The organism is Chryseobacterium sp. (genome assembly GCF_008831505.1).
Lineage (GTDB): Bacteria > Bacteroidota > Bacteroidia > Flavobacteriales > Weeksellaceae > Marnyiella.
This window is the reverse complement of the sequence record NZ_CP044507.1, coordinates 1,993,194-2,007,026: the sequence shown is the minus strand read 5'-3', so window position 1 is coordinate 2,007,026 and position 13,833 is coordinate 1,993,194. Positions and strand designations below refer to the sequence as shown.

Below are 13,833 nucleotides of genomic sequence, written 5' to 3'. Positions count from 1 at the left end.
AAAAATGAATATACTTCAGTTAATAGGCAGGGAACACGAACTTTTTAAACAGGATATTGCCGCACATTCCGCAGAACTGGAGCAGGCCGTTTCGGGCAGCCGCTTTTTGGTTTTGGGTGGCGCCGGATCCATAGGTCAGGCCGTTACCAAAGAAATCTTCAAAAGAAATCCGCTGAAACTTCACGTGGTAGACATCAGTGAGAACAATATGGTGGAACTGGTGCGCGACCTGCGCAGTACCCACGGTTATATTGACGGAGATTTCCAGACTTTTGCGCTGGACATAGGATCTGTGGAATATGATGCTTTCTGGAATGCCGACGGTGCCTATGATTATGTCCTGAACCTTTCTGCACTGAAGCATGTAAGGAGTGAGAAGGACCCTTACACCATGATGCGGATGATTGACGTGAATGTTTTCAATACCGAAAAGACCATCCGTCAGTCGGTGGAGAAAGGGGTGAAGAAGTATTTCTGCGTGTCCACAGATAAAGCGGCCAATCCCGCCAATATGATGGGTGCCTCCAAGCGGATTATGGAAATGTACCTGATGAAGCTGAGTGAAGAAATCAACATCTCGACTGCCCGTTTTGCCAATGTGGCCTTCTCCGACGGTTCCCTTCTTCACGGTTTCAACCAGCGCATACAGAAAAAACAGCCCATTGTGGCTCCCAATGATATCAAGAGGTATTTCGTTACCCCACAGGAATCCGGCGAACTTTGCCTGATGTCCACCATTTTTGGTGAAAACCGCGATATCTTCTTCCCTAAACTCAGTGAGAATCTGCACCTGATCACCTTCTCGGATATCGCGACACGTTATCTGGCGGAGTTGGGTTATACTCCGTATCTGTGCAGTTCCGAAGACGAAGCCCGGGAACTGGTGCATACACTTCCCGCCCAGGGTCAGTGGCCATGCCTCTTCACCGCCAGCGATACTACCGGTGAAAAGGATTTCGAAGAGTTTTTCACCGAAAGGGAGGAACTGGACATGGAGCGTTTCCCTAATTTGGGCATTGTGAAAAACGAACCGCTTTACGACCGCGAACTTATCAACCATTTTACCTCTGCAATCAAAAATATGAAGGATAAAGGTGCCTGGACCAAAGATGAACTCGTTGAGCTGTTCTTCACCATGATCCCGGATTTTGGTTATGTGGAAAAAGGGAAGTACCTGGATTCTAAAATGTAATCCGGAACCTCTGTTACCAAAACTAATAACCAAAATTATTTCATGCAGAACAGCAGCAGGCAAATAAAGCTCGGAGGCATCATCTCCTACTTTACCATTGCCTTTTCCATAATCGCCGGCCTTATCTACACACCCTGGATGATCTCCATCATCGGGCAGGCAGATTTTGGGCTGTATACATTGGCGGGTTCACTGGTTACTATGGTTACTATTGATCTGGGACTATCTGCGGCGGTTACACGATTTGTGTCCAAATATAAGGCACAGAATGATACCGATGGAATTTCCAGATTCATGGGTATTGCCTACAAAATTTTTATCGGCCTGGCCGTCATCTTCCTTTTGCTGCTTACCGTCATGTACTTTAATGTAGAGCATATTTTTGTCAAACTTAATGCAGAGGAACTGGAGAAGGTTAAGGTGCTCCTGGCAATTACTGGCTTGTATTCGGTCATATCGTTCCCTTTTCAGCCTTTGGACGGTTTACTGTTCTCCGGCGAATGGTTTATTTTCCATAAAATAACCGGTCTTGTACATAAAGTCTTGAACATTGTTCTGATGGTGGGCGCTTTGCTCCTGGGCTACGGACTGTACTCACTTGTGGTCGTTAATGCAGGTCTTGGGATATTGCTGATTATCTGGAAACTTTATTTCCTGAAGAAAAAGGACTGGACACCCATAACCTGGAAGGGCTTTGACTCCGTATTAGTGAAAGAAATATTCTCTTTTTCACTATGGGTAATGGTGATTTCCATTGCACAAAGACTCATCCTGAATATTACCCCAAGTGTGCTGGGTATGACTTCAGGAAGTAAGGAAATAGCGATGTTTTCAGCTGCTATGACTGTCGAGGGCTATGTCTGGACCTTCGCCACCGTCTTTGGCAGTATGTTCCTGCCTAAAGTTGCGCAGATCATCTACAAGGATGATGGCGGTCCGGAAGCAATACAGGAACTTATGATCAAGGTAGGCAGAATTCAGTTCATTATGCTGGGCGCTATAGTATCTATCTTTATTGTGGCAGGTAAAGGGTTCTTTTTGAACTGGCTGGGAAGTGATTTTGAAAAATCATATTTTGTAACTGTGTTTCTCATACTTCCGGGATTACTAACCATTCCGCAGGAAATTGCATCCACTGCATTAGTTGCTTCCAACAAAGTAAAGTTTAATGCCTATTCCAAAATCATTATTGCGGCAGTTTCAGTGGTACTGTCCTATCTGCTTTCCTTACGGTTTGGTTCTACGGGAGCCGGAATGGCGATTTTCATTGGGAATATAATCGGAGGTGTAATTGTAATGAATTTTATATACATAAAAGTCCTTAAAATTGATATTTGGGATTTTTTCCGAAAATGTCAGATCAGTATGGCGCTGCCGTTTATTTTGGTTATAATTTGTGGCCTCGCATTAAATTATGCATTTTCGTCAGTTACGTGGACCACTTTAATTATAAAATCTTCGGTGCTGGGTTTGGTCTATGTTCTGGCCGCTTATTTTTTAGCGCTTAATACCTATGAAAAAGAACTTATTGTGGGCGTGATTAAAAGAAAAATACAATAATGGACACAGCTATTAATGCTCCTGTATTACTTATCGGCTTTAACCGGCCGGATGTAATGCGCCAGTCGTTTGAATATATTCGTAATGCACGGCCTGCGAAGCTTTACGTGGCAATCGATGGTGCCAGAGACCATAAAGTGGGGGAGGACCAACTCGTTACTGCCGTAAAGGAGATCGTATCTAAAGTGGACTGGGAATGTGAAACCCATTACAGGTTTAATGATCAGAACCGTGGTGCAGAATTAACAATATCCTCTGCTGTGTCCTGGGTTCTGGAAAATGAGGAATTCGTTATCGTTTTGGAAGACGACATTATCGCGCCCATGTCATTTTTAAAGTTTGCGCAGGATATGCTGCTCCGCTACAGAAACATCGATGAAGTTTATATGATAAGCAGCTGTCAGACCACCCCGATTGATATGCCCAATAATGAAGATTATCTCTTCGGGATTTACGGACATATTTGGGGTTGGGCTACCTGGAAAAGAGCCTGGAACCGTTTCGATTTAAATGTTAATGACTTCGATAAATATTCTCCTGAAGAAGAACTATCTAAACTGACCCAGAATGAAGCTGAAAAAAAATTATGGCGCTCAACCTTAAAAGAAATGAAAAACAGAGGTGCAGGCAATAATACATGGGATATCTGCTGGAGCTATATCCGGTTTAAAGAAAACGGCTTATCTGTAATCCCGCGTGTTCATCTGTCGTCCAACATTGGTGCTGAGGGTTTACACAGTAAGGGCAAGACTGGTGAGCATTTTAGACCTTTTGACGCTAACTTTACTGCAAAGAATCATCCATCGGAGGTAAAGAGGAACTTATATTACGACAACTATCATTTTAATAATCATATTAACCGGCGTCCCACCATCTTGCAGAGGGCTGTAGGTAAAATTCTAAGAACACTAAAACTCAATTAGTATGTACAAAATCCCGCTTTTCGACCTTAACTTCGATGAAAAAGAAGAACAGGCTGCCCTGGAAACCATCCAGTCCAAATGGATCTCAACCGGACCAAAGACTGCTGCCTTCGAGGCTAAGTTTGCCGATATGCTTTCTGTAAAACATGCCATCGCCCTGTCCAACTGTACTGTCAGTCTGCATCTTGCCCTTAAACTTGTGGGTGTAGAGGCTGGTGATGAGGTGATCTGTCCGTCGCTTACCTTCGTGGCTACTGTAAATGCCATCCGCTATGTAAATGCCATCCCCGTTTTTGGCGATGTGGTGAGCTATGAAAATCCTACGATTTCTGCCGAAGACATCAGAAAAAAAATTTCCCCTAAAACCAAAGCCATCATCGTAATGCATTATGGCGGTTTTGCCTGCGATATGGACACCATTATGGCTATTGCCAAAGAGCATGACCTGAAGGTGATTGAAGATGCCTGCCATGGACCGTTGGCCGAGTATAAAGGCCGTAAGTTGGGTACCATCGGCGATGTGGGCTGTTTCAGTTTCTTCTCCAACAAGAACATCAGTACCGGTGAAGGCGGTATGCTGATCACCAATAACGATGATTATGCAGCACGTACCAAACTGCTAAGGTCGCACGGCATGACCTCCATGTCTTATGAAAGAGCGAAAGGACACTCCACAGCTTATGATGTAGTGGAACTGGGATATAACTACAGGATGGACGACATCCATTCCTCAATAGGTATTGTACAGCTGGATAAGATCCAGGCCGATCTGGAGAAAAGAGCGGAAGTAAGGACAGCATACCTGAAAGCTCTGAAAGATGTTCCGGGAATCATCATACCATTTGCAGATTACAGCGACTTTAACTCCAATTATATCTTCCCCATTGTACTTACCGACGGTGATGCGGAAAGGAGAGACGCCATCCGCGCGCAGTTGGCCGACGCCGGTATCCAGACAAGTATGCATTACCCTGCGGTACACCATTTTTCCATCTATAAGGAATATGCCACTGAGCTGCCGGTAACCGACTTTCTGGTGGACCATCTGATAACGCTGCCCATGTACTCCAAACTGACAGTGGAGCAGGTTAACTATATTTCGGAAACACTAAAGAAACTGGTTTAATGAAGGATTATATCCTTGTTTTTGGAGGCGGAACCCTGCAGTGTTCCATTATCAACCGCATTAAACTGGCGGGATATGGCAGTGTGGTTATCGATCCCGATCCCAATGCACCCGGTAAGGAACTGGCAGATGTATTTATACCTGTAGGTGGCCAGGATTACGACGCCACCCTGGAAGTAGCAAAAAAATACAGTGTAAAAGGAGTTGTTACGGCGGCCACGGACAAACCCATCCTGATGATGTGCCGTATCGCGAAGGATTTAGGTCTGCCTTTTCCATCCTACGAAAGCTGCGACACAGTGCTGGACAAGTCTAAATTCAAGGAATTTCTTAAGGAAAACAATCTGCCGCATGCCAAAGGTCAGATGTTTACCGGCGAGGCAGATGTGACCCCGCTGGACTTCACCTTTCCTGTAATTACAAAACCGGTGGTCAATTCCGGCAGCCGTGGAGTTATCAAAGCGCACAATAAAGTAGAGCTGGCTCAGGCTGTCAAGGAAACTTTGCTTCACTCACGCGACGGAAACTATCTTATAGAAGAATATATCGAAGGTGACGAGATCAGCGTTGAGGCTCTGGTTCAGCACGGTAAATTGCATGTACTGCAGCTCACAGACAAAATAGTGACTCCACCGCCTTATAACGTGGAACTGGGACATATCCAGCCGTCCCGCTTTATGGATTTAAAGCCTGAAATTGAGGTGCTGCTCCAGAAAATCATTGATTCCAGCGGTCTGGATCACTGTGCCTTACATCCTGAACTCAAAATTGATAACGGCAAAATAACGGTGATCGAGATCGGACCCCGCCTGGGCGGCGATTTTATCACCTCAGATTTGGTACCTTTGTCCACCGGAATCAATATGGAAGATCAGTTGCTGAAGATAGCCACCGGACGAGAAATTGAGTTGACGCGGAAAGAAGCGGCGGCAATGGTGTCTTTCTTTGATTTTGGAGAAGGATTTACAGTAAAAAATGCTCTGGACAAGGAACAGATTCTAAAGGATTTTCCAGAAATTACCTCCCTGCATTTAGATAAGAAAGTAGGGGAACAGATTAACAAGATTACCGACAGTCTAAACAGATATGGACATCTGATTTTGATAGGTGCTCATCGTGATGATCTTTTGGAGCAGAAAGATAAAATAACTGTTATTATTGATCAGTGCCTATTCGGCAATTAAAAAAAACAAAACTATGTTAAACGGAGAAAAAGTAATACTTCGACCTCTAAAAATAGAGGATTTAGATAAAACCCATGAGTGGCGTAATAATTTGGAACTGGTTAAGCTGACGCAGGGAATCCGCTTTCCAAAAACAAAGGAAATGGATCGTGAATGGTTTGATTACGTCCTTAATGATAAAAGTAACAGAAATATTTATCTGGGAATTGATGAAATTGAATCAGGTGAATTTTCCGGAATTATATCACTTAATAATATCGATTGGATTTCTGGGACTTGTACATATGGTTTAATTGTGGGTGATAATGAAAAGCAGGGCAAAGGTTATACTAAAGAGGCGGCTAAGCTCTTATTTAGATATGCCTTTAATGTACTGAACCTCAGAAAAATTCAGGCACAAATAATAGCTATTAACAGACCCTCAATTATACTTCACAAGTTGATGGGGGGATTTAAGCAGGAAGCTCTGTTTAAGGAGCATATATATGCAGACGGGAAATATGAGGACATGTTTATTATGGCCTTATTGAGGAATGACTTTAAATATTAACAGCAACTAATAAAGCTGCCGGTTCATAGCTGCGATAAATATCCAATACGTAGAATTGTAGCTGAACCAGAGCAAAAACATTTATATGGAAAATTTAACCTATTCGGAAATACTCCAACAGAATGCGGCACTTAGAAAAAATCTGGAACCAAATCCAGTTTATAAAATTTCTGTCCTTTCAAACATTATTGTTCATCAACTGAAGGAGATAATGGAGTATGATTTACGGTTGGAAAAAATCAATGCTACCCTTGAATTTGGTGATTTCGATAATATTGTTCAGGACAGTGCCAAAGTAGAAGATTCAAATGCTGTGGTCATATTTTGGGAGCTCTGTAATTTGGTTGAAGGCTTATATCTGAAAATTGAACAATTGCCTGAGGAGCGCCTTGAAGAACTGGTGCAGAAAACCTGTTTGGAAATAGATTTGACATTCAGAAACTTAAAAAGTTCTTCCCTGGTAATATTCCATAAGTTTACACCTTCAGTATTTTCTTTCCAAGCCGTACCAAACAGTAATTTGGAAGTATTAGCGGATAGATTAAACAGTTTTGTAGTTGAAAATAAGCCGGATAACGTCATACTTGTCAATATTGAAAAGGTATTTAATAAAATCGGTCTGAACAGAAGTGTTAATTTTAGGCATTTTTATTCATCGCAGGCGCTATATAGTATTGATTTTTTTAAAAATTACGCGCAACTTATAAAACCTTTTTTCTCAGCGGCAAACGGTAAAGCGAAGAAAGCACTGATCTTTGACTGTGATAACACACTTTGGAAAGGGATTCTTGGTGAAGATGGTTTTGATAAGATTCAAATGTCTGCCTATTCGAGTCCAGGTGTAATATTTCACGAAATACAGAGTCTAGCAGTAGCACTTAGCCGAAAGGGTGTACTAATAGGCTTATGCAGTAAGAATAATCCTGGCGATGTGGATCAGGTCGTGAAAGAACATCCGGACATGTTGATAAGAGAGGAAATAATTACAATTAAGAAAGTCAATTGGACTGATAAAGCCATGAATCTTCGGCAAATCGCTTCTGATCTTAATATCGGTTTGGACAGTATTGTATTTGTAGATGACTCCTCGTTTGAAACCAATTTAATAAAAGAGCAAATTCCTGAAATTACAGTACTCCAGGTGCCTCAGAAGATTTATGAATATCCGGACATGCTGCGCTCTAATTTGGGCTTGTTCTTTAACAACAATGTAACACAGGAGGATTTACTTAAAGCTAAAATTTATAAAGAACAGTCAGAAAGGGAAGATTCAAAAAAGAGTTTCTCAAAAATCGAAGATTATCTAACGTCATTAAATTTAAGTGTTAAAATCTTTAAAGATAATAGTGAACTGATACCAAGAATGTCGCAACTCACCCAAAAGACCAACCAGTTTAACCTGACTACAAAGCGCTATACTGATACGGATATCCAAGGATTTGTTTCTTCATCCGATTATGCGGTTTACGCCTGGTCTGTTTCGGATAAATTTGGTGATAATGGTCTTACAGGCCTTTGTATTCTGGATTTAACAAGAGAACAAAAATATATTGATACCTTCCTGATGAGTTGCAGAATAATAGGGCGAAATATTGAATATAAAGTGATGGATCACATCATAAGTGATCTCAGAAATGCAAATTACGGTTCAATTTCAGCCACTTACATCGCCACCCCAAAGAATATGCAGGTTGCAGAATTTTATGAAAACTGCTCTTTTCATAAGGAGAATGTGACTGACGGAGTGTTCAAATTAACCTTAGATAACTACAGGGAAAGTAATATTAATTATATTAAAATAGAAAATGGAAACAAGAATTAAAAATGTAATGGCCTCAGTGTTTGAGATGCCTGTAGAACAAATAACCGCTGAGTCATCCCCGGATAATATTGAAATCTGGGATTCACTAAAGCATTTAAATTTAGTAGTCGCGTTGGAGGAGGAGTTTGATATTGAGTTTGACGATGATGAAGCTCTGGAATTGATGAGTTTTTCCTCAATCTACGACCTGGTCAAAGCAAAGGCGTGAACAACAGCAGTATATGAGATTAATCTGAATTAGAATTTTATTAAGTAATAGAGATGAATTATAGTGAAAAATATAAATTCAGTGATTTTACCCTTAGTAATTACGTCCGATTATTATCTCTTGGGTTAGCAAATTATGAATTCCGGTCATTTGATCAGGAATATGTACCAAGATCAATACTTTTACGGCATGATCTGGAATTTTCGATTCCAATAGCCGTGCGAATGGCCGAAATTGAGGCGGAACTGGGCATAAAATCTACCTATTTTATTCAGCTGCATAGCGAATGGTATAATCTGCTGGAAAGAAGAAGTTTTGAAGGTATTAAGAAGATCCAGGATTTGGGCCATCAAATAGGTCTCCATTTTGACAGCCGGTTCTGGAACATTACCGATGAATCGCAACTAGACCAAGCTATTGAATTTGATAAAGATATTCTTGAGAAGTATTTCGACACCGAACTGAAAGCATTTTCATTTCACAACAATACCGATTTTACCCTTTCCTGCCGTAAAGAGAAATATGGTGGACTGCTGAATGTGTATTCTGATTATTTTAGAGGCAAGTATGCATATAATGCCGACTCGCTTGGTCACTGGCGTTTTGAAAGGATGGAAGACCGCCTGACAGAGGCTAAGGAAGAAGCACTGCAACTTCTGTTTCACGATGGCATGTGGCAGGAGGAAGTGCTGCCGCCGCGCCAGCGTGTATTTAAGGTCATAGACGACCGTGCAAAATGGATGAAGGAAACCTATGACAGTCACTTAGCGTCCATCGGTCAGCGAAACATTGACTGGGAGGGCGATATAAACGGTAACGACTGAGTAAAAAAGAGAAACAGAAATGACAGTAAAAAAAATAAGCCTGGAGCAAATACTGAAAGCTCTTCAAGCAGTCAGTCCAACCGTTCACGGTCCGGTAGAGAATGTTTTCGCAGATCATATTGCAGATCCCAAAAAAACAACGGCCACCACACTGGATTGGGTTAACTCCATAAAAACCAATAAACAGGAAATCGCCGAAGGTACGCCCGCAAAGGTGATTCTGGCAGACGCTGAAGTGGTCTACAGTGATGCTATGAAGGCTGCCGGAAAAACCATTATTACAGTGCCTAATCCCAAGATGGCTTTTTCCCTGGTAGCCAACGCCTTTTTTGTGGAAAAGGAAGAGGCGGGCATCCATCCCACCGCGGTCATCCATCCCGAAGCCGAAATTGGTGCCGACGTACACATCGGTCCTTATGTTCATATCGGTAAGGCCAAAATAGGTAAGGGTACAGTAATCTCTGCATTCGTGAGGATTTATGATAAGGTGACCATTGGCAAAAACTGTTTCTTTAAGGAAGGTGCTGTGATAGGCGGCGCCGGTTTTGGCTACGAGAAAGACAGCGAGGGCAACCGTTTCCGTTTCCCGCAGATTGGCGGCGTCATTATCGGTAATTCTGTGGAAGTAGGCGGAAATACCTGCATTGACCGCGGTGCGTTGTCCGATACTGTCATTGGCGATCATACCAAAATCGATAACCTCTGTCATATCTCGCATAATGTGGATCTGGGTAAAAATGTGATGGTCATTGCCTGTTCTGAAATCTCCGGCTCCTGTGTGCTGGGCGATGATGTTTGGGTAGGCCCCAATACTTCCATCCGCGACCATCGCAAAGTGGGTGCCGGCGCCCTTCTTGGCATGGGCTCAGTGGTGGTGAAAGATGTCCCTGCCGATGAGGTTTGGACCGGTAATCCGGCAAAACTGTTAAACAGGTAGAATGGCGGAAAAGATTAAGGTAGCCATGATCTGTTCCTTTTCCAACCCGATGGTAAGGAAACATTATAAGACCAAAGTCAACCCGGTCTTACGGTATATTCTGAACAAAAAGGGGCAGTCCACCAATGAGAATGTAGATTCGGCAGTCTGGAATACCAATGCTATACGGGAGTTTGAGAAAATTGAAGAGGTGGAACTTCACGTCATTACTCCGGTACGCTATCTGTCTGAAAAAGAAGTGCAGTTTACCATAAATGGTGTACATTACCATTTTTTCCGCGACGAAAACAGCGGACTCTTCAGCCAGATTTACTATCAGGTTTTCAGCAAGCATAAATCCCTGTTTCCCGGTAACCGCAGTTATATTAAGAAGTATATCCGCAAGATACAGCCGCATATTGTGCATGTGATCGGCGCGGAAAATCCACAGTATTCCCTGGGACTTTTGGATGTTCCTGAAGGCATACCCACCATCCTCCAGCTCCAGGCTCTGCTTGAACGTTTGGTGAATGTAACTCAGGTGCCTTTGGAAAAAGTAAGCTTTGCTTATAAAGGAAAACTGGAGAGGCAACTCATACAGCGTGCTGATTATATCGGTACCGAGGTAAAAGAGTTTCAGGAATACATCAGCCGTGAAATTAAGCCGGACGCCCGTTTTCTTAGTATATCTATAGCGATGGGTAAAGATATTGACCTAAGTGAAACAGAAAAGCGCTATGACTTTGTGTATTTCGCAGCTGGAATCAGCAAAGCCGGTGATGATGCGCTGAAAGCTTTTGCTATCGCCCAAAAGAAACATCCCCAGATCTCACTTCATTTCGTTGGTGGTTATGATGAGTCTTTCCGCAATGAACTGGATAAAATTATTGAAGCTCATGGGCTTCAGGAAAACGTTACCTTTGCAGGCAGATTACCTACCCTTGATGATGTGATATTGGAAATACGTAAAGCCAGGTATGCGCTGCTGCCGCTTAAGATGGATTTTGTTCCCAATACGATCCGTGAAGCCATGAGCAACGGGCTGCCGGTAATTACCACAATCACGGAAGGCGGAACCACAGAGCTGAACAGTGAAGGCGAAACTGTACTTCTGAGTGCGCAGGGTGATTATGGCGCCATGGCGGTTAATATCGACCGTTTGCTCACGGAGGAGGGACTGGCAGACAGGCTGAAAACAAATGCAGCAAAACTGGAAGCGCGGCAAACCAATAATTATGAGATGATGCTGAGATGGACCGAAGCCTATAAGCGGATTAAACGTGACAGTAAATGAGTATTAATTTAATTATTTTTCCACTAATTATATTCCTGGGAATTTTCCTGGGGGCAGCAGACAGTCCCCGAAACAGGAAGATTTTTATCTATATAGTCAGTGCCATACTCATACTGCAAACGGCCCTTCGGAGTTTAAGTGTCGGATCGGATACTGAAAGCTATTACATCCATTATTACGATGTAATGTCCATGCGCTGGTCGCAGATATGGGATGAATTTGTAGGTCGTTATTTTTACCGCACCAGTCAGGATGATATCGGATACACAATAATGCAGCGCTTTATCTCTGCATTTACTGACAGCTGGCCCATATTTGTATTTGCTTGTAATTTGATTTTCTTTATTCCATTGGGCAAACTGATGTATCGCTACAGCAGCAGTATGAAACAGCTTGTTTTTGCTTATGTACTGTACGTTTCCATGTTCCATATTATTTCTTTGTCGGGCGGGCGGCAGCTGTATGCGATTGGCCTCACCATTTTTGCGTTTTTGTATATGGACCGCGGCAGGTACGCATGGAGCATTGCCTGTATGCTCCTTGGCGCTGCAATTCACATGTCGTGTTTACTCTTTGTGTTACCTATCCTGCTTAGCAGACTAAATCCAAAATATCTGAAAACTGTTCATTTGGTTTCTATGGCATTGGTTCCTGTGGTGCTTCTTTTTACCAACAGAATTATTATTTTAATGGGTGCGGCTGTAGGGATGGATAAATATTCGGATTATGGTACAGAAGAGGTTCAGGGGGGAGCCACTACATTTATTGGACTTTTACTTTTGGTATCGGTTTTTTGTTATCTCGCAATTAAGAAGGAAGAACTGGTGAGTAAACGGTCTTTAGCTAATCTCTACCTTATGTTGCCGCTGTTTACGGTTCTTGGACCTCTTATATATTCCAACGGTTCCATGATCCGGATAAGTATGTACTTTCACCTTTACATGATGCTGCTTATACCGCTGGCTATAAACCGGTTTTTTAATGGATTTGAACGGACTGTTGCTTACAGTCTTATTATTATCGTATTGATAGTGCTTTCTCTGCGGGGTGGCGGACTTATTTACCATTTTTACTGGCAGGAACCGCACCTTATGTACGCAAACGAATAAATAACTGCCCGGCTTACAGGATGGCAATGGTATTTTAATTACTTAACACAAAAATGATAAAATTAAATGCACAGTAAAACGGCAAACATCAGTATTGATTCCGGCAGGTCCATACTTCAGGTCCTGGAAAAAATGGATCATGAAGGAGTGAAATCGCTTATTGTAAACAGGGATGGTCAGTTTCTGGGTATGATTACCATTGGTGACCTGCAGCGGGCCATTATAAAAGGCCATAGCCTCACACAAGCAATTGATCCGATCGTAGATACCCATAAAATATATGCAGCTGAAAATGATGATATAGAGGGCGTAAAAGCCAAAATGCAAAAACTGCGCGCCGAATTCATGCCCCTGGTTTCTGCTTCAGGTGAACTGCTGGATGTTTATTACTGGCAGGACCTCTTTGAGATGCACCAGAGTGAAGCGCGGGAAAAAATTGACCTGCCTGTAGTGATTATGGCCGGCGGCCAGGGTACCCGATTAAGACCGCTTACCAACGTGATTCCGAAGCCGCTGATTCCGCTGAATGAGAAAACTATTCTGGAGCTTATCCTGGATCAGTTCTGCGCCATAGGCTGCAGCCGTTTTTATATGTCGGTTAACTATAAGTTTGAGATTTTAAAATACTACCTGGATAATCTGGAAACCAAATACAATGTGGATTTCTTTAAAGAAGATATTCCGTTAGGGACCATCGGAAGTGTTTCATTGCTTAAAGACAAAATAAAAACTCCCTTTTTTGTCTCCAACTGTGACATCCTTATCGACCAGGACTACCGGGACGTCTATGATTATCATGTACGGAATAAAAATAAGATTACCATTGTAGCTGCCGTGAAAACCTACCGCATTCCTTATGGTGTGGTAGAGACAGGTGAGAACGGTTCCCTGACAGGGCTTTCAGAGAAACCGGATATCAGTTATATGATCAATACGGGAGTGTACCTGCTGGACCCTGAACTTATACATGATATTCCAGAAAATGAATTCTACCACATCACTGAACTTATTGAAAAAACGCGTGGAAATGGTGGCAGGGTAGGCTGTTTCCCGGTAAGCGAAAAATCGTGGACAGACATTGGCGACTGGAGCGAATATTTGAAGTATATAAATAAGGGCAGCTAA

At 42.5% G+C, this 13,833-nt stretch carries 13 protein-coding genes; all 13 read left to right on the top strand.

Features of this window, described 5'->3' with window-relative positions; translation table 11 throughout:
* The first annotated feature begins 4 nt into the window (after window positions 1-4).
* The 13 genes from F7R58_RS09360 to F7R58_RS09300 all read left to right on the top strand — a co-directional run bounded on the left by F7R58_RS09360 (window position 5) and on the right by F7R58_RS09300 (window position 13,833).
* The gene (locus F7R58_RS09360; protein WP_158064667.1) at window positions 5-1,192 is read left to right on the top strand and encodes a UDP-N-acetylglucosamine 4,6-dehydratase; all 1,188 of its coding nucleotides are present in this window, start codon (window positions 5-7) and stop codon (window positions 1,190-1,192) included.
* Between the two features lie 42 nt (window positions 1,193-1,234).
* Window positions 1,235-2,752 (top strand): lipopolysaccharide biosynthesis protein, encoded by a 1,518-nt coding sequence (locus tag F7R58_RS09355; RefSeq protein WP_158064666.1) that lies wholly within the window; start codon window positions 1,235-1,237, stop codon window positions 2,750-2,752.
* The gene (locus F7R58_RS09350) at window positions 2,752-3,675 is read left to right on the top strand and encodes a glycosyl transferase (protein WP_158064665.1); all 924 of its coding nucleotides are present in this window, start codon (window positions 2,752-2,754) and stop codon (window positions 3,673-3,675) included. The genes F7R58_RS09355 and F7R58_RS09350 overlap by 1 nt, the downstream gene beginning before the upstream one ends.
* Before the next feature lies 1 nt (window position 3,676).
* Window positions 3,677-4,801, top strand: a complete 1,125-nt coding sequence (locus tag F7R58_RS09345; RefSeq protein WP_158064664.1) for a DegT/DnrJ/EryC1/StrS family aminotransferase — start codon at window positions 3,677-3,679, stop codon at window positions 4,799-4,801.
* Window positions 4,801-5,985, top strand: coding sequence for an ATP-grasp domain-containing protein (locus tag F7R58_RS09340; RefSeq protein ID WP_158064663.1), 1,185 nt, complete (start codon window positions 4,801-4,803; stop codon window positions 5,983-5,985). The genes F7R58_RS09345 and F7R58_RS09340 overlap by 1 nt, the downstream gene beginning before the upstream one ends.
* A 13-nt stretch (window positions 5,986-5,998) precedes the next feature.
* Window positions 5,999-6,535: a GNAT family N-acetyltransferase gene (locus tag F7R58_RS09335; protein WP_158064662.1), complete on the top strand. Its 537-nt coding sequence runs from the start codon at window positions 5,999-6,001 to the stop codon at window positions 6,533-6,535.
* An 85-nt stretch (window positions 6,536-6,620) separates the two neighbouring features.
* Complete coding sequence (locus F7R58_RS09330; RefSeq protein WP_158064661.1) at window positions 6,621-8,357, top strand: HAD-IIIC family phosphatase; 1,737 nt, start codon at window positions 6,621-6,623, stop codon at window positions 8,355-8,357.
* A complete protein-coding gene (locus F7R58_RS09325) occupies window positions 8,341-8,565 on the top strand; it encodes an acyl carrier protein (RefSeq protein WP_158064660.1) in 225 nt (74 codons plus the stop codon). Before F7R58_RS09330 ends, F7R58_RS09325 begins: the two co-directional genes overlap by 17 nt.
* Before the next feature lie 224 nt (window positions 8,566-8,789).
* Window positions 8,790-9,389 carry a hypothetical protein gene (locus tag F7R58_RS09320; RefSeq protein ID WP_158064659.1) on the top strand — a complete coding sequence of 200 codons (600 nt, stop codon included), beginning with the start codon at window positions 8,790-8,792 and terminating at the stop codon, window positions 9,387-9,389.
* Window positions 9,390-9,408: 19 nt separating this feature from the next.
* Complete coding sequence (locus F7R58_RS09315) at window positions 9,409-10,326, top strand: UDP-3-O-(3-hydroxymyristoyl)glucosamine N-acyltransferase (protein ID WP_158064658.1); 918 nt, start codon at window positions 9,409-9,411, stop codon at window positions 10,324-10,326.
* Between the two features lies 1 nt (window position 10,327).
* Complete coding sequence (locus F7R58_RS09310; protein ID WP_158064657.1) at window positions 10,328-11,599, top strand: glycosyltransferase; 1,272 nt, start codon at window positions 10,328-10,330, stop codon at window positions 11,597-11,599.
* A complete protein-coding gene (locus F7R58_RS09305) occupies window positions 11,596-12,708 on the top strand; it encodes an EpsG family protein (RefSeq protein WP_158064656.1) in 1,113 nt (370 codons plus the stop codon). The genes F7R58_RS09310 and F7R58_RS09305 overlap by 4 nt, the downstream gene beginning before the upstream one ends.
* Before the next feature lie 66 nt (window positions 12,709-12,774).
* On the top strand, window positions 12,775-13,833 hold the full coding sequence (locus F7R58_RS09300) for a nucleotidyltransferase family protein (RefSeq protein WP_158064655.1): 1,059 nt from the start codon (window positions 12,775-12,777) through the stop codon (window positions 13,831-13,833).

Excerpts from the sequence above, each read along its gene's own strand:
- F7R58_RS09360 (WP_158064667.1), top strand. The coding sequence starts at position 5 with ATGAATATACTTCAGTTAATAGGCAGGGAACACGAACTTTTTAAACAG.
- F7R58_RS09355 (WP_158064666.1), top strand. The coding sequence starts at position 1,235 with ATGCAGAACAGCAGCAGGCAAATAAAGCTCGGAGGCATCATCTCCTAC.
- F7R58_RS09350 (WP_158064665.1), top strand. The coding sequence starts at position 2,752 with ATGGACACAGCTATTAATGCTCCTGTATTACTTATCGGCTTTAACCGG.
- F7R58_RS09345 (WP_158064664.1), top strand. The coding sequence starts at position 3,677 with ATGTACAAAATCCCGCTTTTCGACCTTAACTTCGATGAAAAAGAAGAA.
- F7R58_RS09340 (WP_158064663.1), top strand. The coding sequence starts at position 4,801 with ATGAAGGATTATATCCTTGTTTTTGGAGGCGGAACCCTGCAGTGTTCC.
- F7R58_RS09335 (WP_158064662.1), top strand. The coding sequence starts at position 5,999 with ATGTTAAACGGAGAAAAAGTAATACTTCGACCTCTAAAAATAGAGGAT.
- F7R58_RS09330 (WP_158064661.1), top strand. The coding sequence starts at position 6,621 with ATGGAAAATTTAACCTATTCGGAAATACTCCAACAGAATGCGGCACTT.
- F7R58_RS09325 (WP_158064660.1), top strand. The coding sequence starts at position 8,341 with ATGGAAACAAGAATTAAAAATGTAATGGCCTCAGTGTTTGAGATGCCT.
- F7R58_RS09320 (WP_158064659.1), top strand. The coding sequence starts at position 8,790 with ATGGCCGAAATTGAGGCGGAACTGGGCATAAAATCTACCTATTTTATT.
- F7R58_RS09315 (WP_158064658.1), top strand. The coding sequence starts at position 9,409 with ATGACAGTAAAAAAAATAAGCCTGGAGCAAATACTGAAAGCTCTTCAA.
- F7R58_RS09310 (WP_158064657.1), top strand. The coding sequence starts at position 10,328 with ATGGCGGAAAAGATTAAGGTAGCCATGATCTGTTCCTTTTCCAACCCG.
- F7R58_RS09305 (WP_158064656.1), top strand. The coding sequence starts at position 11,596 with ATGAGTATTAATTTAATTATTTTTCCACTAATTATATTCCTGGGAATT.
- F7R58_RS09300 (WP_158064655.1), top strand. The coding sequence starts at position 12,775 with ATGCACAGTAAAACGGCAAACATCAGTATTGATTCCGGCAGGTCCATA.